The organism is Paraliobacillus ryukyuensis, from assembly GCF_003315295.1.
GTDB lineage: Bacteria > Bacillota > Bacilli > Bacillales > Amphibacillaceae > Paraliobacillus > Paraliobacillus ryukyuensis.
The window spans coordinates 55,581-77,021 of sequence record NZ_QNRI01000008.1 but is presented as its reverse complement, the minus strand read 5'-3'; the positions used below and the strand labels follow the sequence as shown (position 1 = coordinate 77,021).

General features: G+C 36.0%; 19 protein-coding genes. 6 read left to right on the top strand and 13 right to left on the bottom strand.

Annotation, left to right across the window (positions count from 1 at the left end):
• The first annotated feature begins 56 nt into the window (after nt 1-56).
• Nucleotides 57-1,601 (top strand): Ppx/GppA family phosphatase, encoded by a 1,545-nt coding sequence (locus DES48_RS11560; RefSeq protein ID WP_113869366.1) that lies wholly within the window; start codon nt 57-59, stop codon nt 1,599-1,601.
• Between the two features lie 108 nt (nt 1,602-1,709).
• Entirely contained in the window at nt 1,710-3,803 is a 2,094-nt protein-coding gene (locus DES48_RS11555) for an RNA degradosome polyphosphate kinase (RefSeq protein WP_113869364.1), read from the top strand.
• A 60-nt stretch (nt 3,804-3,863) separates the two neighbouring features.
• Here DES48_RS11555 and pdaA read toward each other — a convergent pair whose 3' ends face one another.
• The 3 genes from pdaA to DES48_RS15940 form a co-directional block, all read right to left on the bottom strand.
• Nucleotides 3,864-4,655 carry a delta-lactam-biosynthetic de-N-acetylase gene (gene pdaA, locus DES48_RS11550; RefSeq protein WP_113869362.1) on the bottom strand — a complete coding sequence of 264 codons (792 nt, stop codon included), beginning with the start codon at nt 4,653-4,655 and terminating at the stop codon, nt 3,864-3,866.
• A gap of 60 nt (nt 4,656-4,715) precedes the next feature.
• Entirely contained in the window at nt 4,716-6,017 is a 1,302-nt protein-coding gene (locus tag DES48_RS11545) for a Na+/H+ antiporter family protein (RefSeq protein WP_113869360.1), read from the bottom strand.
• A 103-nt stretch (nt 6,018-6,120) separates the two neighbouring features.
• Entirely contained in the window at nt 6,121-6,282 is a 162-nt protein-coding gene (locus DES48_RS15940; protein WP_170126207.1) for an SE1561 family protein, read from the bottom strand.
• A gap of 184 nt (nt 6,283-6,466) precedes the next feature.
• Between DES48_RS15940 and DES48_RS11540 the strand changes: the two genes are divergently transcribed.
• Nucleotides 6,467-7,330: a mechanosensitive ion channel family protein gene (locus DES48_RS11540; RefSeq protein ID WP_113869358.1), complete on the top strand. Its 864-nt coding sequence runs from the start codon at nt 6,467-6,469 to the stop codon at nt 7,328-7,330.
• A gap of 164 nt (nt 7,331-7,494) precedes the next feature.
• Here DES48_RS11540 and DES48_RS11535 read toward each other — a convergent pair whose 3' ends face one another.
• The 3 genes from DES48_RS11535 to DES48_RS11525 all read right to left on the bottom strand — a co-directional run bounded on the left by DES48_RS11535 (nt 7,495) and on the right by DES48_RS11525 (nt 9,500).
• Nucleotides 7,495-8,277, bottom strand: a complete 783-nt coding sequence (locus DES48_RS11535; RefSeq protein WP_113869356.1) for a YfkD family protein — start codon at nt 8,275-8,277, stop codon at nt 7,495-7,497.
• Nucleotides 8,278-8,336: 59 nt separating this feature from the next.
• The gene (locus DES48_RS11530; RefSeq protein ID WP_113869354.1) at nt 8,337-8,960 is read right to left on the bottom strand and encodes a YczE/YyaS/YitT family protein; all 624 of its coding nucleotides are present in this window, start codon (nt 8,958-8,960) and stop codon (nt 8,337-8,339) included.
• Between the two features lie 147 nt (nt 8,961-9,107).
• Entirely contained in the window at nt 9,108-9,500 is a 393-nt protein-coding gene (locus DES48_RS11525; RefSeq protein ID WP_113869352.1) for an OsmC family protein, read from the bottom strand.
• Nucleotides 9,501-9,648: 148 nt separating this feature from the next.
• Between DES48_RS11525 and DES48_RS11520 the strand changes: the two genes are divergently transcribed.
• Nucleotides 9,649-10,827, top strand: coding sequence for an MFS transporter (locus tag DES48_RS11520; protein WP_113869350.1), 1,179 nt, complete (start codon nt 9,649-9,651; stop codon nt 10,825-10,827).
• A 16-nt stretch (nt 10,828-10,843) separates the two neighbouring features.
• On the opposite strand, the gene DES48_RS11515 is transcribed toward DES48_RS11520, so the two are convergent.
• Nucleotides 10,844-11,743: a ribokinase gene (locus tag DES48_RS11515; protein ID WP_113869348.1), complete on the bottom strand. Its 900-nt coding sequence runs from the start codon at nt 11,741-11,743 to the stop codon at nt 10,844-10,846.
• Nucleotides 11,744-11,773: 30 nt separating this feature from the next.
• Nucleotides 11,774-12,448 (bottom strand): amino acid ABC transporter permease, encoded by a 675-nt coding sequence (locus DES48_RS11510; RefSeq protein WP_079708796.1) that lies wholly within the window; start codon nt 12,446-12,448, stop codon nt 11,774-11,776.
• Between the two features lie 449 nt (nt 12,449-12,897).
• Here DES48_RS11510 and DES48_RS11505 point away from each other — a divergent pair, with 449 nt between their 5' ends.
• Entirely contained in the window at nt 12,898-14,763 is a 1,866-nt protein-coding gene (locus DES48_RS11505) for a heavy metal translocating P-type ATPase (RefSeq protein WP_113869346.1), read from the top strand.
• A gap of 357 nt (nt 14,764-15,120) precedes the next feature.
• Here the strand turns inward: DES48_RS11505 and DES48_RS11500 are convergent, their stop codons facing one another.
• From DES48_RS11500 to DES48_RS11490, 3 genes are all read right to left on the bottom strand, one after another.
• Nucleotides 15,121-15,948, bottom strand: coding sequence for a YihY/virulence factor BrkB family protein (locus DES48_RS11500; RefSeq protein ID WP_113869344.1), 828 nt, complete (start codon nt 15,946-15,948; stop codon nt 15,121-15,123).
• 110 nt (nt 15,949-16,058) lie between these two features.
• Nucleotides 16,059-16,340 carry a YtxH domain-containing protein gene (locus tag DES48_RS11495; protein ID WP_113869342.1) on the bottom strand — a complete coding sequence of 94 codons (282 nt, stop codon included), beginning with the start codon at nt 16,338-16,340 and terminating at the stop codon, nt 16,059-16,061.
• Between the two features lies 1 nt (nt 16,341).
• The gene (locus tag DES48_RS11490) at nt 16,342-16,812 is read right to left on the bottom strand and encodes a low molecular weight protein-tyrosine-phosphatase (RefSeq protein ID WP_113869484.1); all 471 of its coding nucleotides are present in this window, start codon (nt 16,810-16,812) and stop codon (nt 16,342-16,344) included.
• Between the two features lie 165 nt (nt 16,813-16,977).
• Here DES48_RS11490 and DES48_RS11485 point away from each other — a divergent pair, with 165 nt between their 5' ends.
• Nucleotides 16,978-18,330 carry an alanine/glycine:cation symporter family protein gene (locus tag DES48_RS11485; RefSeq protein ID WP_113869340.1) on the top strand — a complete coding sequence of 451 codons (1,353 nt, stop codon included), beginning with the start codon at nt 16,978-16,980 and terminating at the stop codon, nt 18,328-18,330.
• Nucleotides 18,331-18,654: 324 nt separating this feature from the next.
• Here DES48_RS11485 and DES48_RS11480 read toward each other — a convergent pair whose 3' ends face one another.
• Both DES48_RS11480 and DES48_RS11475 read right to left on the bottom strand, forming a co-directional pair.
• Nucleotides 18,655-20,814, bottom strand: a complete 2,160-nt coding sequence (locus DES48_RS11480) for a sensor domain-containing protein (protein WP_113869338.1) — start codon at nt 20,812-20,814, stop codon at nt 18,655-18,657.
• Between the two features lie 134 nt (nt 20,815-20,948).
• Complete coding sequence (locus tag DES48_RS11475) at nt 20,949-21,326, bottom strand: DnaJ family domain-containing protein (protein ID WP_113869336.1); 378 nt, start codon at nt 21,324-21,326, stop codon at nt 20,949-20,951.
• Nucleotides 21,327-21,441: the final 115 nt, after the last annotated feature.

Genomic DNA, 21,441 nt, shown 5'->3' with positions numbered 1-21,441 from the left:
TTTTACCCATGTTATACTAATTGTAATAAATGTTAGGGAATTGGCAGGTGTCATAAATGCAAAAAAATTATTATGCCATCATTGATGTTGGCTCGAATACGATGCGATTAGTCATCTATGCGCAGGAAAAAGCAGGCAGACTGCGAGAGGTCCAGAATGTGAAGGCTGTTGCCCGTCTACGTAATCACTTAGATCAAGACGCTAAGCTAACAGAAACTGGACAACGGATTTTATTAGATACGTTACATAGTTTTTCTGATGTAATGCAAACCTATGAATTGACTAATTTCGTTTGTGTAGCTACCGCAACGATCCGTCAGGCCGCAAACCAAAACGAGATAAAGCAACTTGTTCAAGAGCATTTACAGTGGAATATGCGTATTTTATCTGAGCATGAAGAAGCATTTTATGGCTACTTAGCTGTTGTTAACTCTACCTCTATTAAAGAAGGAATCACCATTGATATTGGTGGTGGAAGTACAGAGGTAACTTATTTCAAAGATCGTCAATTAATCCATGCGCATAGCTTTCCTTTTGGAGCACTGACGTTACGCTCCTTTATCGATGAAGAAGGCTCGATGCCTTACAAAATTAAACATTTGCGAAAATATCTATTTGAGCAATTCAAGTCATTACCTTGGCTAAAACAAAAGAATGTGCCTTTAATCGGGATTGGTGGAAGTGCGCGTAACTTAGTCCAAATCGATCAAAATCAAAAAGCATACCCATTAGCCGGATTACACCAATACAACATGCAAGATGATGATATCGTGGGGATTAGTAATTATCTCGCTGCTCTTCCATCATACAAACTTCAAAAAGTGGAAGGGTTATCGAAAGATCGAGCAGATATTATTTTACCAGCGATTGAAGCCTTTTATTGTTTATACCAAACCATTGAGGCCACTAGCTTTGTTCTTAGTCGTAAAGGTCTTAGGGACGGTGTATTTTATGAATTACTATCACCAAATCAACAGGATCCACTGTTTCCAAATGTATTAGAAGATAGTATTCAAGAATTAATAACGGATTACGATTTAAATCTAAAACAAATTTTACACGTCCAATATTTAACTAGAAAATTATTTCAATGTCTCAAAGAAAGTGGACTTGCATCGGTCAATTCAAATGATTGGATGTTAATTAAACGTGGATGTTATGTGTTTAATTTAGGGGAATATATTGATTCAGAGTCGAGTGCCCAGCATACATTTTATTTATTAGCGAACCGAACGATCGATGGATTAATGCATATGGATCGACTGCGACTTGCATTAATCGCTTCTTTCAAGAATAAAACCGTATTTAAGCAATTTATCAAACCCTATAAAGAGTGGTTTTTAAAACAAGAGCGAAAAAAATTACGTTTGCTTGGTTCATTGTTAAAATTCACCTATTGTTTAGATGCAACCAAACGGCAAGTGGTTAGTGATTTTTCATTTGAAGTAAAGGGTGACACCATCTACCTTAAGCTCTATTGCCAAAAAAACTGGATGCCAGAAGCATACCAAAGCGAAAAACAAAAGAAACACCTAGAAAAAACACTTAAAAAAAACATTGAACTTGAATTTGTTGATCATTCAGTAATAAGAAAATATTAATTTTGCATTTATCTTTTTTACAAAAACTTAATATTTTTCTATTTTCTATTTATCGGGGGTCTCTAGTAAAATGAATAGTAGAAGACTGACAAAGGATGATGAACATATATGACAATAGAAATACAATCACTGCTAGATAATCCAGATAATTATAACAATAGAGAACTTAGTTGGCTCTCTTTTAATGAACGTGTATTATCAGAAGCAACGGACCTATCCAATCCATTGTTGGAACGATTGCGTTTTTTAGCAATTACTTCTTCTAATCTAGATGAGTTTTTTATGGTTCGGGTTTCTGGGTTAAAAGATCAAGTACGTGCTGGCTTTAATCGCAAAGACAACAAATCAGGTCTGACGCCAAAACAGCAATTAGCTCGTATTTCTGAGAAGAATCATCGCATTGTGTCTCGCCAATACGAAATGTTTCAAACATTAAAAAAGCCTTTAGAAGACGAACAAATCAAACTACTTCTTATTGAAGATTTAACGAAAAATGAATTGGCTGAATTAGAAGCTTATTTTGAAGACAATATATTTCCTGTATTAACACCAATGGCGATTGACGCTTACCGCCCCTTCCCCATGCTATTGAATAAGTCGATTAATATTGCCGTCGTTTTAAGTGATCTAAAAGATGAGAATCATAAGGAAGAAAAGACAGCTATTGTACAAGTACCGGCGCTATTAGAACGATTCATTAAAGTCGGTAATAGACATCACTATGTTTTGCTTGAAGATGTTATCGCCCATTTTATTGAATCATTCTTTAAAGGCTATCAAGTACAATCAAAAACAATTTTTCGAATTACTAGGAATGCCGATCTTACCATCCACGAAGAAGGATCACGTGACCTCTTAAAAGAAATTGAAAAAGTATTAAAAAAACGAAAATGGGGCGTCGCAGTTCGACTTGAAGTAAGAAATGATGTGTATGATCAACGTATCATTAATTTCTTGCTTCATGTACTAGAAATACATAAGAATGATATGTATTTAATTGATGGACCACTGGATTTAACATTCTTATTTAATTTTTACAAAAAATTAGCAGTAGAAAAAGAGGAACTGATTTACCAAACCTTAATCCCACAACCTGCTAATGATATTGGATCAAATGAATCCGTGTTTGAAGCAGCTTCGCGGAAGGATCTCTTTCTACACCATCCATATGAATCATTCGAACCCATTATTGATCTTGTGCGAGAAGCGGCAACCGATCCAAATGTTCTAGCCATTAAACAAACGCTCTATCGAGTGAGTGGTGATTCCCCAATAATTAAAGGGTTAAAAGAAGCAGCAGAAAATGGAAAACAAGTAACCGTACTAGTTGAGTTAAAAGCGCGATTTGATGAAGAAAAAAACGTACAGTGGGCAAAAGAGCTTGAAAAAGCTGGATGTCACGTCATCTACGGGATGAATTTATTGAAAACACATAGTAAAATCACGCTTATTGTCAGACGAAAAGCAGGAAGAATTGAACGGTTTGTTCATCTCGGAACAGGTAACTACAATGATCAAACTGCTGCATTGTATACCGATATGTCTTTTATTACAACTAGACGAAAGTTCGGTATTGATGCAACAAACTTTTTTAATTATTTGAGTGGTTACACAGAAAAACCAGAATTTCATCATCTTTCTATGGCGCCGTATAATATTCGAGAAGACATTATTCAGTATATTAGCCAAGAAATCACTTTCCATAAACGTTTTGGAAACGGCAGGATTATTGCGAAAATGAACTCATTAACGGATAAACCATTAATTAAAAAATTATACGAGGCATCGCGAGTAGGTGTTCAAATTGATTTAATTGTGCGTGGTATTTGTTGTTTAAAACCAGGAATTGAGGGTGTAAGCGAGAATATTCGTGTACGTAGTATTGTAGGAAGATTCTTAGAGCACAGTCGTGTTTATTATTTCCATCATAATGGTGATGACCGAATTTTTCTTTCATCAGCAGATTTGATGACTAGAAATATGATTAAACGGGTAGAACTGTTATTTCCAATTCATGACGCAACTATTAAAGAGCGGATTAAAGAAATCTTAGATATCTCGCTGCACGACAATTTGAAAGCAAGGATACAACATCCTGATGGAAGTTATGAACATGTGGAACATAAAACAGGTGAACCAGGAATTAATAGTCAGTTAACCCTCTATGATCGAGCATATCAAGTGATGGATGACGAAGAATAACGGATATAAAGTAATCCACTCTAGCATGAAGACTAGAGTGGATTACTACTTTTATTACTTTCACAAACCAAATAACGGTTTAGGAATGGTATTTTTCATCACTAAGTCATCTAGTGATTTAAATTGGTAGCCTTGTTTTCTTAAATCATCAATGAAATATGGAACTGCCTCTGCGTTATCTTTAGAGACGGTGTGTAATAAAATAACTGCCCCAGGATGGATTTGTTTCATAACTTCTTGATAGGCTGATTTCCATCCTTTTTCTTTATCTTTATGCCAATCAACAAACGCTAGTGACCAAAACACATGCGTATACCCAAGTTCATTCGACCACTGAATGGTTTGGGCATTGAAAGTTCCTCTAGGCGGGCGTACATATTGCAATTTTTTCAAGTCCGTAATAGCGGCAACTTCCTGATCTAAATCGGATAACTCTTTCTTTATTTCTGCCTTGGACATTTTTGTGAAATCACCATGACTATCAGAATGATTGCCAAGTATATGCCCTTCTTTTACCATGCGTTTAATTAAATCAGGTTGACTACGAACATAATGACCAGTGACAAAAAAAGTAGCAGGTACTTCTTTTTCTTTTAACACATCTAATATATACTCTGTATGTCCCGCTTCATATCCATTGTCGAAAGTTAAATAGATGACTTTGTCACCGGAGTTATCCATATAATACCCACCATTTTCTTCAAGGATTTTTCCGTATTCTCCGACTTCTGGTGGCTGATTATTACTTCCTTTTTTGTACCCCCATCCGTAACTTTGTGCCGATACTATACTTGGCAGGATTGTTATCACTAATGCTAATGCGAACGCCATCAACCATAATTTTTTCAACATAAAAATCACCCGTTTTTTCTTTTAGTTTGTCAAAAAAACGAGTGATTTATTCTTTCACTATTAAAGCACTAGTGCCGCTATCCAACCACAAATAAACAACGGAATATTAAAATGAATAAATGTCGGTACACATGTGTCCCAAATGTGATGGTGTTTGCCATCGGCATTTAATCCAGAAGTTGGGCCAAGTGTACTATCACTAGCTGGTGAACCGGCATCTCCTAATGCACCTGCAGTACCAATGAGAGCAGCTGTCGCTAATGGTGAAAACCCGGTTGCGATACAGATTGGTACATATAATGCCGCAATAATTGGAATTGTGGCAAAGGAAGAACCAATCCCCATGGTAATTAACAAACCAACCACTAATAATACAAGTGCAATAAACGGCTTGTTATTTCCTAAAATAGCTGAACTTGATTCCACTAATGCACTTACTGATCCGGTTACTTCTAACACGTGCCCGAACCCTGGTGCAATGAGCATGACAAACGCAATTGTCCCCATCATACTTATACCATCTGTCACTACTCTTTCCCCTTGTTTGAAAGGTACAACAGATAAGGCAAACATGAGTACTAGTCCTGTCAAGGCTCCAATAATTAAGCTATCTGTAATAATTTGTACGACTAATGCAGCAATTATTGCGATTAGGGTGAACCAATGTTTGCGGTTAAAAACAATTGTTTCCTTTTCGATATTAGCACTGATTGGTTCACTACCTTGTATAGGTTGTTTCGGTTTACGATAAGTGATAAAGATAGCGATAAGCAAGCCAATGATCATCCCTGCCCCAGGTATAAGGAGGGACAATGTTACTTGATCCATCGTAATAGAAGCACCGTTGTTTTCCATACTTTTTGCAATCGTTTCATGAAAGATGAATCCATAACCTACCGGAATCATAATATATGGAGCTTTTAAACCAAACGTTAAAGCCGTAGCTACTGCGCGCCGATCTAATTTCATTTGATCAAATAATTTTAATAATGGCGGTATTAAGATCGGAATAAAGGCAATATGCACCGGTACAACATTTTGTGACAATGATGCAATACCCGCAATCACTAAGACAAGCATCGTTCGTTTTCCAGTTAACACACGTATAAGACTACGTACCAACACAGTTGTTATACCTGTATAACTAATCGCTACGGCAAACGCGCCAAGTAAGATATAACTTAATGAGGTAGCTAACTGTTGATCCATTCCTTCCACTAAAAGTTGAAGCGCTTCGGATAAGCTTAAGCCAGCCATTAACCCTGCACTCAAACCAGCAGCTAATATGGCAATAATTACTGGCACACGTGCTAAGCTTAGTCCTATCATAATCAGTACTGATAGTACCACTATCCAAGCCATTGTAAAACCTCCCCAAAATCAATTTAACATTTTACCGTTTTACCATAATAAAGTATAAAATAAAAAAAAGCAATCCCTTTTTGCACAGGAATTGCTTTTGGGATTAATTGGTCTTCTCATGTAAAGCACTTTCCATTTCCTCAATTATATCAAGTAAATGATCAATATCTTCAATTGAAGTTTTGCTTGGATCTAATTGGTCTAGTTGGTCTAAGAAAGTTTGCAATTGTGCTTTTAGATGTGTTATCTTTGCTTCTTGTTCCATAATTTTCTCCTTATTTTCAGCATTCTTGTGCCATTATACCTGTTTTTAATAGCGGTTGCCACCACTCTGAAGTGTTTAAGATAAAAATTCATCACCTATAGTATCATTTTCTGGAACGATCCACTTAGGTATTCCGGTTTCATTCATGCTATAATACAAGTGAATTGTTTTTGGAGGTTTCGCAATGAATTTAAGAAGTGTTTTAGAATTTTTAAATACGATGTTCGATAACAACATTGTCAAGATTATGTTAGCTGGAATAATTGTCTTATTTGTAATCTTTTTTTTCAGAAGAATAATTAATTCTTTCTTTAAAAGAACAAACTTCATCGATGAAAAGAAAGAAAAGACGATTCAATCCATGTTAAATTCGGTATTAAGATATGTAGCCACCATCTGGTTTATCTTTTACGTTCTAAATGTGCTCTTTGATGTTCGAATTGGCAGTATGCTAGCTGGTGCTGGAGTACTTGGTATTGTGATTGGTTTCGGTGCACAAAGTTTAGTAAAAGATCTTTTTGCCGGTATTTTCTTGTTATATGAGAAACAATTACAGCAAGGCGACTGGGTGAAAGTGAATGGTAGCTTTGAAGGACTTGTTGAAGAGATAGGTTTTCGTGTGATTAAAATAAGGCAATGGTCGGGGATACTCCTCACCATTAGTAGTGGACAAATTCAAACAATAGAAAATTATAATATTGATCAAATGCGTGTGATTGAAAGCGTAACGGTTAGTTTTTATGAAGATCCCAAGAAGATGTTTGCTATTCTTGAAGACATGTGTGTCCGTCTAAATGAAGAACTCGGACAATATTTAAAAAAAGACCTTACAGGTAAAGCGATTGAGCCTTTTACTTTATTTGGTCTAGGTTCGTTAAATGATAATTATCGCGGGTACAAATATACGGTTACTGGGTTATGTGAAGATTTGGCTTATTTTAAAGCTGCCAAAGAAGTTCGTCGTATCTTAGCTGAAACGATGTTTGAGCATGAGATCAAGATGGCTGAACAACACATCGAAATGCGCGGACTCCATCCTAACGAATAATAAACGCTATTTTCGTAAACATTGTTGCTTTTTCAAGCAGAGTTGACGGGGACATAACTAAATTAGAAGAACTAGAATCCGAACAATCTGAACGAAGCGTTATATGTACGGCAGACTTGAATGTTCGGATTTCCCTGTTCAGTCACTCTTTTGTCTCCGCCTTTTTATTTTATTGAGAATGAAAAGGAAACATAGTCTTGAATCGGGATCCAGGCTGCAACTTCTTGTTTGGTAACATTTTTTACAATCAGTTCCTTATTTGATCCTTTTAACTGAATATATACTTCTCCATACGTAATAATACCTTTTTCATTTACTGCAGGTGCGTATGCTTGCAATTCGCCTTGTTTTTTAGTCGGTACTGCGTATGCGTGCGATTTTTTGGTATCTTTGCCGACGACTGTATGGAATGAAAGTGGAAGTTTCGTACTTTGCTTTGCTGTTAATAACATCATTTTTTTAATTTGATCCGGTTGGTCTACTTTTGTCATTAAAGCACCTTTAATATGCGCTTCACTTAGTTGATTATAGGTGACTGTTTTTTTAACATCTGAACCACCATTGTTTAGTGTATTGGTATTGATTTTTTGATATTCCCAGTTCACTTTTGATTGATCAGAACGATAATGTAATGGCCAATGTCCAAGATAAATAGAGCCACGATAACCAATAGCTAATGGAGAAGGTTTAATCGTTGTTTCGTTTAATTGTTGAATTAGATCAGGATTATCAATGGCAACTTTGGAATCTTCCAGTAATTCTTTAACAAATTCACTAGGTTCTAACGTAATTTCATCTTTTGTTGAATTAGGAGAAGTATTTTCCTCAGAAATCGATAGTACGTGATTTGGAATATCCGTTGGTTTCTTGTCCGCTGCAGCTACAGGGATAGTAACACCAAGTGATCCAATCATACTAACAATAATGAGTTTTTTTAAAAACCGCATATTTTCCTTCCTTTCCTGGTACTTGTTATAGTATCAACGGGAAAGGAAAAAATATTCAGCTAAGCCGCCCAATTCTGATCCAAATAGGTAGCCAGCTTAGTAATTGTCGGTTCAAACAATTGAATAGCTGGACCAGCACAAAACAAAATGATGAACGTGCCTATCCCTATTGGCCCGCCAACACTTAACGCAATAACAAAAGCAATTCCTTCTGTTAATGTTTTAGCGACACGTGTGCTCAAGTTAAATCGCTCTCGAAGGGATACCATGAATCCATCCACTGGATTGAGTGAAAATTTAGGTTGTAAGTAAATTGATACACCAAACCCAAGAATTACTATACCTAAAAATAAAAATATGTATTGTTTAATGAAACCTTCCATTAGCCAAGTATCCATGACAAGTAATAACCAAAAATCAATCATAACACCAATAACAAGCACCGTAATAATAGCTAAATAATCTGGCCTTTTCTTTAGAATCCATGCGTTGACCAACATCAGAAGGACACCAATAATAATAACCCAATTTCCAACAGTCAATCCAACTAACCCTTTTAACCCTACATTTAACGCATCCCACGCACCAGCACCAAGGTCTGCTTTAATCGTCATTGAAATACCAAATGTCATAATAATTAATCCTACAATAAAAAATAAAACTCTTAATTTTAAACTCTCCAAAACCCATGCTCCCCTTTTTATTACTCCCACAAGCGTAATTTTTTGATATAAAACAACACAACCAAATTCAAGATATGTATTTTTACTATGATTACTTTTAAAAAATGAAAAAAGAGCGCTTATTCAAAAGAATAACGCTCTTTCATTTTATAGACTTAATTGAATGGTTTCAAGACTTTCTTCAATGGTAATACTATCTTCCACAGATCGAACCATTGAGCAGTTCTTATGGGCTACAGCTAAGTTTTTATATAACTTTTCATCACTTAAATTTTTGCCTTTAATCACGTAATGTAATTTTATTTTTTCTATTCGGTTCGCTTCATCAGGATTACGCTTTACTTCTGTTTGAAGAACTAAGTCTTCAAACGTAATTCGCTGTTTGTCTAAAATCTTCATAAACACGGAAGCACTGCATCCAGCAATTGAGGCAACCATTAATTGGTATGGACGATATCCAAAATCATCGTCTCCTGATACGTCTAATACACCATATGGTAAATCTACTCGAACACCTTTTTCTTTCAGTTTAAACTCCATTTAAATCAACTCCTTTTTCCCATATTTATGTATTCCCTTTAATCTTTACTATAACACATTTAGCTAATTAAAACTTAATTGACCATTTTTGATAAAAGGATTACAGTATATTATGTTGCATCTTTTGTAATTTAATGGAGTGATACATATGTTTTCAGAAAAAATTCGTTTTTGGCTATTAATTAGTTTTGTTACGATATCTGGTTTTTCACAAGGAATGCTTCTTCCGCTATTGGCAGTGATTTTAGAGCAAAACAGTGTTCCTTCGTCAGTAAATGGTTTACACGCAACAGGCCTTTATATTGGCGTGTTAATTGCTTCTCCGTTTATGGAAAAACCATTACAAAAGCTTGGTTACAAACCGATTATTCTTATTGGAGGTTTTTTAGTACTTGGTTCATTGTTTGTTTTCCCATTATGGCAAGCTTTATGGTTCTGGTTTGTATTACGTCTGTTAGTCGGCATTGGTGATCATATGCTTCACTTCGCTACACAGACATGGATTACCTCCACAGCTTTACCAGAAAAAAGAGGAAGAACAATTGCGTTATATGGTTTATTTTTTAGTCTGGGTTTTTCACTTGGTCCATTAATGACACGTTTGCTTGCTATACATGAAAGCTTACCGTTTCTTGTCTCCGCTGGGCTTTGTAGCATTGCATGGATTCTAGTACTATTCATCCGCAACGAACATGTAGATCTAAGCGATGAAGTGGAAACCGTTGAAGTAACTTCTTCGATCGGCCGTTTTATTAAAACTGGCAAGCTAGCTTGGGTTGCTTTATTATCTCCGTTCGCATACGGAATATTAGAATCATCTTTACATGGTATCTTTCCTGTCTACGGCTTGCGGATCGGACATGATGTTGATTTACTATCACTCGTTATTCCTTTCTTTTCGATTGCTAGTCTAGTTACGCAAATTCCCCTTGGGGTGTTAAGTGATAAACTAGGGCGCAAAAAAATGTTAATGCTCTTGATTAGTTCAGGTATTATCGTATTTTTTGTTGGTGCTTTAATCGAACATGCGGTGGCAGGTTTATTCATCACATTTGCACTAGCTGGAATGTTATTGGGGTCCCTTTATTCACTTGGTGTGTCTTTTATGGCAGATTTATTACCAAAAGCATTGTTACCAGCAGGGAATATTATGTGTGGTATTGCATTTAGTATGGGCAGTATTGTAGGCCCTTATATCGGCGGTCAGTTTATTGAATTATTCCCTAATCTATCGTTTTTCCATGTAATTGTTGTATTGTTACTTGTTGTGGTTATTGCGATTTCTACGAGAAAAGAAGCACAAGGAACCATGTCGGCATCGGCATAAGTCCTTGTGCTTCTTTTTATTGATAAGCATTAACTTTATCTAACGTTGGCATTCCTGCTTGCGCACCAAACGTTGTTACTGCTAATCCTGATACTTTAATAGCAAAGGCAATACAATCATACATAGACCAATCCTTCGATAAACCATACACAAGACCAGCATTAAAAGCATCACCAGCTCCTGTCGTATCCGCTACCTTTCCAAAATCCATGGCTGGAACGGTTACTACTTCTCCATTTTCTGCATAAGCAGCTCCATCGGAACCCAACGTCACAATTAATTGTGTATCAAATTGTTGTCGCCATACTTGAAACGCTTCCGACAGAGTGTATGTTTTATTTAACACTGTGGCTAATTCCGTTTGATTTGGCGTGAGGTAGTCAACTAGTTTCATAAATTCTTGATCGAGTTGTTGGGCTGGTGCTGGATTCACAATTGTAATGACATTCGCTTGTTTGGCAACACGTAATGCATAACGCACGGTTTCCAACGGAATTTCAAATTGAACTAACAGAATATCCGCTTCTTGAATGACCGTTCTATATTGATCGATATAATGCTGATTCGTTTTAGCATTAGCACCAGCTACTACAATAATACTATTATCACCAGGGACATGCGTAATACTTGCAATGCCAGTAGCTACGTCATTTACAGTTTGGAGGTAAGTTGGACCTAGCCCAAAGGAAATTAACTGCTCTTTAATTCTATCCCCAAACACATCTGTGCCTATCGAGCCTAAAAGTTGCACATCAGCTGCTAGTTGATGTAAAGCTACCGCTTGATTGGCACCTTTTCCACCAGAAACATATTCCACACGCTCACCATGTATCGTTTCTCCAACAGCAGGATTTCGCTCAGCTGATACGACAATGTCCATATTCAGACTACCTAGTACTACGATTTTCTTTGTCATTAGCTGGACCTTCTTCCTATTAAGATAATTCTAGTTTACATAACGACTGAACCTTTTTTCAAGTCGCTCTTGTACAAAAGAAATGACAATACATAATGGCCAATAAATGAGTGCCACCATGATATACATCGTTAATGTATCATAAGAACGCCCACCTGCAATTTGTGCTTTTTGAAATAATTCAGGAACGGTAATAACAGCCGCAAGTGACGTTGCTTTTACTAAATCTAAGAAAACATTCGTCAAAGGTGGGATAGCTATCCTGGCAGCTTGCGGCAAGATAATTCCAGTCAGCGACTTCCAATACGGAACACCTAATGTCGCTGCTGCCTCCCATTGCCCTTGATCGATACTATTAAGTGAAGAACGATTTATTTCCGCAATATAAGCAGCACTATTAAAGCCAAAACCAAGGATTGCTGCTTGAAAAGCGGACATCTCTATCCCAACTGTAGGTAAACCAAAATACAGAATAAACAGAAACACAAGAATTGGCGTCCCCCGCATGAAAGAAATATAAACACGCGACGGCCAACGTAGTAAACGTTGTTTGGAATTTCTAGCTAACGCTAAAAATAATCCCAAAATTAAACCTATTCCCATTGAAACGAATGAAACAGCAATTGTCATTGGTAATCCACTCAACAAGAACGGTAAATTAGTTAATGCTAGTTCAATATCAAAAACAGAACTAAATGTATCCATTTAGGTATACCCCCTCATAAATCAATGACTATTATTTTTAAAATATTTTCATGTAATACATTTTGTTATATAGTATTGATTTTAAAATATAACAGTAAATCGTTAATGTTTCAATGTTTTTGCCAACTGTTATAGGCATTATAATGAGCTGTTTTACTTCTATTTTTTGCATCTTCTCTTCTTATTTCCCTCCACAGATTCCATTTATCCCCTTTACATTTTATTTTTAAAATATAACAAATTAACCTTGTTAATTTTAGCAAACCTGCTATTATATAAATATAGATTATAATAATTATAATTAATAAATATTCTCATTATCAATTAAAAACATTACGATTAATAGGTTTTCCTCTGATTTAGCAAATGAATTTTATTATCAATTAGAATTTTTTCGTCCATAATTTTTCTCAATTATTTATAATTATTATTAACAGGAGTGAGTGCTAATGTTACTTAAAAAACACATGGAATTAATTGCTGCCATTGTTAGTGGGACTATCATTCTAATTGCTTGGTTATTGAAAGGCGTCATACCACCTCCATTTTGGATTACCTTGATGATATTTTCTTTCATCATTGGAGGGTTTGCTAAAGCAAAAGAAGGCATTGAAGATACCGTAAAGAATCACACATTAAATGTGGAATTATTAATGATATTGGCTGCGATTGGATCAGCAGCAATTGGCTATTGGACAGAAGGAGCTATCTTAATTTTCATCTTCTCTTTATCAGGGGCTTTGGAGACGTATACCATGCAAAAAAGTGAAAAGGAACTATCTGCTTTGATGAATTTGCAACCAAAAGAAGCACTTTGTATCACTAACGGAACAGAAAAGCTGCTGCCCGTAGAAGATCTAAAAATTGATGATGTTATTCTAGCAAAACCTGGCGAACGTATTCCGGCAGATGGAAAAATTATTAAAGGGCAATCCGCTATTGATGAGAGTGCATTAACCGGAGAATCCATCCCTACCACCAAACAAATCAATAACGATGTCTATGCAGGAACGGTAAATTTAAATGGCAGTCTATCGATTAAAATAACAAAGCTATCGAAAGATTCCTTTGTGCAACAAATGATCCACCTTGTCCAAACCGCTCAACAAGAGAAAGTACCGTCACAATTATTTATTGAACGATTTGAAAGCACCTATGTCAAAGTGGTACTGATAACCGTTGCATTTATGCTCTTTCTTCCACATTTTCTATTTGGCTGGAGCTGGATTGATACATTATATCGTGCAATGATTTTACTCGTTGTTGCCTCCCCATGCGCCCTTGTAGCATCGATTATGCCTGCAACACTATCAGCGATATCCAATGGTGCCAAAAATGGTATTCTTTTTAAAGGAGGCTTGCCAATTGAACAATTAAGTTCAATTAAGGCAGTGGCTTTTGATAAGACTGGAACATTAACAATCGGAAAACCGATGGTTACGGACACCTATTTTATCGATTCACAACAAGAGCAAAAATTATTATCTATTGTTGGTTCAATAGAGAAACACTCAAGTCATCCTTTAGCTCAAGCAATTGTACGCCATTGCAAACATCTTCACTTACCTACCGAATGTTCTATTGAAGAGATGCATGAGGCATCTGGTAAAGGTGCTTCTGCTGTTTATGAGGGCAATAGTTGGTTTATAGGAAATCAAACATTATTTGATTTAAAGACTACAGATGAAACTGCGATAGCACAACAAGGAAAAACATTTAGTGAAGCAGGTAAAACTGTTGTATATATCAGCAAGAATAACCAACTAGTCGGTTTAATTGCTTTAAAGGATGAGGTCCGAGAAGATACAAGAGAAGCTATTCAAAAATTTAAACGTGCGGGTATCTACACCGTCATGTTAACGGGAGATAATGAAAACACAGCTAAAGCAATAGCAGAAGAAACAGGTATTGATGGTTACTATGCAGCGTGTATGCCAGAAGATAAACAAACGTATCTCCGTGAACTGAAACAAAAATACCAATCCGTTGCTATGGTTGGTGATGGAATCAACGATGCTCCCGCTCTTGCTACTGCAGACTTGGGAATTGCTATGGGAGCAGGAACCGATGTATCTCTTGAAACAGCCGACATTATTTTAGTAAAAAACAAATTAGAGAAAATTACCTACGCAGCTCGATTATCCGAACGAATGAAAGGCATTGTTAAGCAAAATGTCTATTTTTCCATCAGTGTGATTGTTTTGCTGATTTTAGCAAACTTTACGCAATGGATTGATTTACCGCTAGGTGTAATTGGTCATGAAGGTAGTACAATTTTAGTGATTTTAAATAGTCTACGATTATTAGGGTCTTAACAAAAAATGAGGCCTCCGAATCAGTTTCATAATTCAATATTTGATTAGTAAACACGAATGATATTACAGACTGAATGTAGCACACTCCTTCGTTCAGTCTGCAAATGGGTCGCTTTCCGAAGGCATCACCTCAGCTAACTTTTGTAGCATAGACCGCTCCAAAAGTGGATCTTCGGTTGATGCGTTTCCTTCAGGAGTCTCCCCCATTTGCTTCCTGCACTTATGTATAAAGAAAACATTTAAAAGAAATATCCATGTAAAATTCGTGTTTTATAATTGTGAATGCAATTATGAAATTCACTCATCCATAAAGTTTTTTGCGGATGCCTCATTTAATAAATTTTTTAATTGAGATTGTTATGTCCTCTTTATAGGTCGTTTTTCTTTTAGAAGTGCATTTATTTCCCCGCCAATAATAATGATCATGCCAGAAATAAAGAACCAAATCATTAAGACGATAACACCACCTAGACTTCCATATGTTGCTGAGTAGTTTCCGATTGACGAAACATAGTAAGAAAACGCTAAAGATACTAACTGCCAAGCAATGGTGGCAAAAACAGCCCCTACAGCGACATTTTTTAAATGAATCCGTTTATTGGGTGCTAGTACATATAAAGATAACAAAACAATAAAGACAATTAAAGATGAAATAACCCAACGCATTGCATTCCAGACTTGAAGAAAACCTTCTGATAAATTAAAGAAAGAAAATACATACACCCCAATTTGTCGTCCAAAAATCGGTAGTAGGAATGCAATAATAACAACAACTACCAGGGCAACGGTTAACACAATAGCAATTAAACGAGAGATATAAAACGGACGATTCTCATCTACGTCATATGCTTTGTTAAACGCGCGCATCATTGCATTGACACCATTAGATGCCGACCAGAGTGTACCGATAATACCAATTGATAAGAGTCCGCCATTCCGTTGATTGGTAATTTGGCTAATGTTATTTTCGATTAATTGTGTTATTTCAGCAGGCGCATAAGTGTTGAGAAAACTCATGATATCGACATTTTCCACTGGTAAATAACCGACTAGTGTCACTAAAAAAATTAAAAATGGAAATAGAGACAGTAATAAAAAATAGGCCAACTGTGCCGCCAGTCCTCCAACGTCATCTTCGGTAATCCTCTGAAATAGCTGCTTTATAAAAGTAATAAATTTTTGCATAATTCCCCTCCCTATCTATTCATAATTTACAGAAAGGACCTCTGTAAAAACAATTTTTACAGAAGTCCAACAAAGGCTATCTCTATTAGTTTACCGCAGATACCACCCCATTACTCATCCGCTTTAGTAGATTGTTCAATCAGGGCTTCTATGTCAGCTAAGAATTTTGATGCCGTATTTAGTTGACGCGTCATCATGGTAGAAGCTGCTTGATATTGATTTCTTACTTCCGCTACAAAATCAGAAGGGTGGCGAAAATAATATGTGGTTCTACTATTGATTTTTTTCACCTTATATTTTACTTCTTTGCGTGTATCATGATCGAATAATGTAAGTGCCCCACCAGCTAAAGCACCCAAAATCATGCCTTTCACTAATAAATTCTTTCCCATTTTATACACCTCGCTCTTGTCTTATTGTTTGTAATAATGCCTTACAACCTTTTTCAATTAACTGATACGTGTAATCAAACTTTTTCGTGAAATAAGGATCTGGTACATTTACTTCTTCTGATTTTTCAACAAAGTCCATTAATTTTGCTATGTTAGTATTGCTTGTCTGATCACGAAGAAATTGCAGATCACTGATGTTTTGTTCATCCATTGCGATAATATAATCAAAATACTCCCCATCTTGATTATTAATTTGCCTTGCTTTCATCCCTTGATACGAAATATTTCTGTCATCCAGAATTTTCCTTGTTCCTTCGTGTGGAGGTAACCCCTCATGCCATGCACCAATACCTGCAGAATCGACTTGGAATTGATCAGCAATCCCTTCTTCTTCTAACATTTTCCGAAACACTGCTTCAGCCATTGGTGAGCGGCAAATGTTACCTAAGCAAACAAATAATACATGTATCATATGTATACCACCCATTCTATAGAATTACTCCTATTATACTGAAATATGGCGATTTTTTAAAACTTAATCTTATATTAGAAATTTTAATATATTCGACAAAAAATAGGCTTGACAAACTTGTTTTATTTTCAGAAAATTTAAACATATTAAAAGGAGGGATTTGCTTTGCTTGATATTATTACTAAGATTAGTGGTTGGGTTTGGGGGCCTCCTTTACTCATTCTACTCGTAGGGACTGGTATTTATTTAACGATTCGTTTAGGTTTTCTCCAGATTCGCACCTTGCCATACGCATTGAAATTAGCTTTTAGTCCATCTAAAGACACAACCTCAAAAGGCGACATTAGTCACTATCAAGCACTATCAACAGCAATGGCCGCTACGATTGGTACTGGTAATATCGTAGGTGTTGCATCTGCTGTTGTTGCAGGTGGCCCTGGTGCTGTCTTTTGGATGTGGATCACTGCGTTATTCGGTATGACAACCAAATATGCGGAAGCACTTTTAGCGGTTAAATATCGAACAACAAATAATAAGGGAGAAATGTCTGGTGGACCAATGTATTATCTTGATAAAGGATTAAATTTGAAATGGTTAAGTATTCTTTTTGCTATTTTTGGTGCGATCGCAGCATTTGGTATTGGTAACATGGTGCAATCGAATGCAGTAGCTGATGTAGTAGAAACAACTTTTCAGCTTCCTTCATGGGGAACCGGCTTAATTTTAGTTGGTCTGACAAGCTTAGTCATTCTAGGAGGGATAAAAAGTATCGGTCGAGTAACAGCTTTTTTTGTCCCTATCATGGCACTTTTTTATGTTATAGGCGGTTTAATCATCATCATTATGCATGTAGATTTACTTCCGAATGCTTTTCAAACTATTTTTAACGATGCATTCACCGGAAGCGCAATTGGTGGTGGGATATTAGGAACAGTAATTCGCTACGGGGTTGCTCGAGGTGTTTTCTCTAATGAAGCAGGTCTTGGTTCTGCCCCAATTGCTGCTGCAGCGGCAAGAACAGACTATCCAGGGAGACAAGCGCTTGTATCAATGACGCAAGTTTTTATTGATACGATTATTGTTTGTACAATTACAGGTGTCACGATTGTAATGGCTGATTTATACGCAAGTGGGTTAGATGGTGGTGAGCTTACTTCAGCATCCTTTGAATCTTTCTTAGGCACACCCGGTAACTATATTGTTACGATTGGCATCATTTTATTTGCCTTTTCTACCTTAGTTGGTTGGTCTTATTACGGTGAAAAATGTTTTAGTTACCTCTTTCAAGATAAAGCGATCACTTTTTATCGAATCGTATTTATTGCCTTTGTGTTTGTTGGCGCTATCGCAAGCTTAGATATCGTATTTGGTATTGCAGATATCATGAATGGTTTAATGGCTTTTCCTAACTTAATTGGACTACTCGGTTTATCGGGAGTTGTGGTTGCAGAGACAAAATTATTTTTACAAGTTGTTAAACAAGAAAAAGAACAGAAAGCAAACACTCTGCATATGTGATTGACTAATTCTTTGATTAAAAGAGAACGAGGCTGAGAAATAATTAAATTAGAAGAACTTGCATCCGAGCAATCTGAACAAAGCGTAAGCAAAATACGTAGACTCCTATGTGAAAAGCGCAAGCTGAAGATCCACTGTGTGAAGTACTAGAAGTAGACGAAACTCATCACGTCCTGTGATGAGTTTCGTCTATCTGACCTCACGGAAAGCGAAGTATTTTGTTGAAGCGTTAGGTGTACGTCATACTTTAATCTTCGGATTTCTCCTGTGCAATTACTCTTTTACCCCAGCCCGATTTTTTTGCTAAGCACATGATTTTAATATTTACACTGCTCGTTGATTATATAATAATTTTTCCAAATCATTCGATGGAATTGGTTTACTAAAGAAATAACCTTGATAATAATCGCATTGTTGTTGTTGTAGTAAATCAAGAATCGGTTGTTCCTCGACACCTTCTGCTACTACTTTCAAGCCAAATGTGTGCGCTAATTGAATCATTGCTTTAATTATCTCCGCACTACTAGACTCTTCTAAGGCATTTTTCACAAATGATTGATCAATCTTCAAGTAATTAATCGGAAATTTACGTAAATAACCAAATGAGGAATAACCAGTTCCAAAATCATCAATCGAAAGTGATACGCCCATTTTTTGCAAAGCTTTCATTGTTTGAATACAGTCTTCTGTATTTTGCATCACACTATTTTCGGTTATTTCAATCTCTAAATACGTTGGATTCATATTTGTTTCTTCTATAATCGTTGCAACCTTATCAGCAAAATCATACCGTTGTAATTCAACGGCTGAGACATTTACCGCAATCTTAATTGGATTATGGCCTTTATCCACCCATTCCACGTGCTGCCGACAAGCTTTCTTGATGACCCATTCTCCTAATTGCACGATTAACCCAGTTTCCTCCGCTAGCGGAATAAAATCACTAGGTGGAATGTTACCTTTTTCTTTATGCGGCCAACGTATTAAAGCCTCTAATCCTGTAACTTCACCAGTAGCAACATCGAGCTGTGGTTGATAAAATAACTCAAACTCATCATTATATAAAGCTTTTCTCAGCTCGCCTTCCATGAATAGTATATCGTTATACATATTATTCATTTTAGGGGAATAAAATAGACGATTATTTCGACCGGTCATCTTACAATAGTGAACAGCAATACTTGCGTGATTCATTAATCCTTCTGCATCAACACCATCTTCTCCATAAAAACTTATCCCAATGGAGCAAGTAACAAAAAACTCATTCCCATGTATATTAATTGGTTGTTTAATCTTATTTAGCGTTGCTTCACTAACACGATCAGCATGTGCTTTGGAACCATTTATTACAACAACAAATTCATCTCCACCAAACCGATAGAGCTGACTATTAGTTGGTAATGTTTCCTTTAATCGCTTGGCAATCACTTGTATGACTTGATCCCCAATATATTCGCCTAGCGTATCATTAATGTACTTTAAACGATCAATGTCGCAATATAAAATAGCAAAAGGCTGCGTGTCATTCGCTTTCTCTACTCCAATTTTTAAATCTTCACGGAGTTTTGTTCGGTTAGGTAGATCGGTCAACGAATCAAAGAAAGCTAAATGTTTTACTCGTTGTTCTGCTTCTTCCAAAGAAGTGATATCTACAGATGATCCAACTGCTTCGATAACTTCCCCATTTTCAACTATTGGTGAAACTAGGGAATATAATAAATGAGCTCCGTGACGATGTTTAAAGACAACTTCTTCACCCGAGAATACTTTATCAATTTCACTTATTAAACAAGCCAGTTCTTCGCCTTCAACTAAAGAATCTAATGATTGGTTATATATCGTTTCAGAATTAATGTTTAATTTCTTGCTCAATTTCCCTTCAATTAATACAAAATAATATTTGCCAGTTTGTTTATTTTTTTGCACCCGAAAAACCAAATTCATTAATTGTTGTAGCACTTTTGCATAATCATCATTTAAGGCTTCAATCACACGAGACTCTTCGTTTTTGACGTCATTTATATCAATTCGAAAGGAGACAAATAAGCTATCTGTCATTCGAACTAATTTCGTCCGATGCCAAATCATCGTCCCTTCCTTTGCTTTTGAACAGATATCACCTTCCCACATGTTATAATGAGAAAGAGTTTTCCACATCTGTTCATAGAATGTTTCATCGTGTACTCCAGCATGCAATAAACGATAATGACGATAGATTAATTCTTCTTTTTCATAACCAAGTTGAGAACTAAAACGGTCATCAATATGGACAATGTACCCATCTTGATCAAACATCATCATTTCAAAAGCCTCGCTCATTAAATCTCTTAAAGTCGAATAAATAGTGAGATTCTCTGTTAGAGAAGCTAGAACTTCTTCTTTCAATGCCGGCCAATTATATACATCAGCATGTCGTTGAATTATATCTTGCAATTCATTTATTTTTTGATCAGTTAATACATTGTCTATTGGATATAAAGTCATAAGTTCACCTTTAATATGAGATTTACCTAAGTATACCGAATTATACAAGTAATGAAAAGGTATAGGATTTCCATTTAACAATACTTTTACTTTTTTTTCGAAGTTTAGACAAAAAGATCAAATTTTAAATGAAGTTACTTTCTAAAAAGCTGTTGATTAATTTTTGATTGATAACTTTTGAATGCAGATGTTTGCTGAGAGCCCCGTTTTTCCATTAACAGGCGATAGCGCAGCTCTTTTTCCGTTAATCTGCGTTTTAATTGCTGTTTTTCTTCATCATTGTCGCAAGCTTTTACCATCTCTCTTAAAGATAAGAGTTCTTTATGAAGGTGAATCTCTTCTGGAAGGTAGTCAGAATTCTTCATAAGATGGTATCCCATGCGAAGTTCAGCAGGGATGTGCGATAAATCTTCTAGCTGTTGTGGCTTCCCTTTTCCTTCTAGATGATCAAAGGATCCCTGTTTCATTGCTTCTCGGATTTTTTCTTCTGCCATACGTGATGCAAAATCCATCGCAAACAACTCCTTATTAATAATAACGAATATCAAAGAAGCAAAAGTTTTGGTAACTGCAACATTGACTCTTACCTATAATTATAAAGGATTTTTCTAAAGAAGTAATGCCCAA

Excerpts from the sequence above, each read along its gene's own strand:
- DES48_RS11540 (WP_113869358.1), top strand. The coding sequence starts at position 6,467 with ATGAATTTAAGAAGTGTTTTAGAATTTTTAAATACGATGTTCGATAAC.
- DES48_RS11525 (WP_113869352.1), bottom strand. The coding sequence starts at position 9,500 with ATGGAGTTTAAACTGAAAGAAAAAGGTGTTCGAGTAGATTTACCATAT.
- DES48_RS11545 (WP_113869360.1), bottom strand. The coding sequence starts at position 6,017 with ATGGCTTGGATAGTGGTACTATCAGTACTGATTATGATAGGACTAAGC.
- pdaA (WP_113869362.1), bottom strand. The coding sequence starts at position 4,655 with ATGTTGAAAAAATTATGGTTGATGGCGTTCGCATTAGCATTAGTGATA.
- DES48_RS11560 (WP_113869366.1), top strand. The coding sequence starts at position 57 with ATGCAAAAAAATTATTATGCCATCATTGATGTTGGCTCGAATACGATG.
- DES48_RS15940 (WP_170126207.1), bottom strand. The coding sequence starts at position 6,282 with ATGGAACAAGAAGCAAAGATAACACATCTAAAAGCACAATTGCAAACT.
- DES48_RS11505 (WP_113869346.1), top strand. The coding sequence starts at position 12,898 with ATGTTACTTAAAAAACACATGGAATTAATTGCTGCCATTGTTAGTGGG.
- DES48_RS11480 (WP_113869338.1), bottom strand. The coding sequence starts at position 20,814 with ATGACTTTATATCCAATAGACAATGTATTAACTGATCAAAAAATAAAT.
- DES48_RS11500 (WP_113869344.1), bottom strand. The coding sequence starts at position 15,948 with ATGCAAAAATTTATTACTTTTATAAAGCAGCTATTTCAGAGGATTACC.
- DES48_RS11490 (WP_113869484.1), bottom strand. The coding sequence starts at position 16,812 with ATGATACATGTATTATTTGTTTGCTTAGGTAACATTTGCCGCTCACCA.
- DES48_RS11495 (WP_113869342.1), bottom strand. The coding sequence starts at position 16,340 with ATGGGAAAGAATTTATTAGTGAAAGGCATGATTTTGGGTGCTTTAGCT.
- DES48_RS11510 (WP_079708796.1), bottom strand. The coding sequence starts at position 12,448 with ATGGATACATTTAGTTCTGTTTTTGATATTGAACTAGCATTAACTAAT.
- DES48_RS11475 (WP_113869336.1), bottom strand. The coding sequence starts at position 21,326 with ATGGATTTTGCATCACGTATGGCAGAAGAAAAAATCCGAGAAGCAATG.
- DES48_RS11535 (WP_113869356.1), bottom strand. The coding sequence starts at position 8,277 with ATGCGGTTTTTAAAAAAACTCATTATTGTTAGTATGATTGGATCACTT.
- DES48_RS11555 (WP_113869364.1), top strand. The coding sequence starts at position 1,710 with ATGACAATAGAAATACAATCACTGCTAGATAATCCAGATAATTATAAC.
- DES48_RS11520 (WP_113869350.1), top strand. The coding sequence starts at position 9,649 with ATGTTTTCAGAAAAAATTCGTTTTTGGCTATTAATTAGTTTTGTTACG.
- DES48_RS11515 (WP_113869348.1), bottom strand. The coding sequence starts at position 11,743 with ATGACAAAGAAAATCGTAGTACTAGGTAGTCTGAATATGGACATTGTC.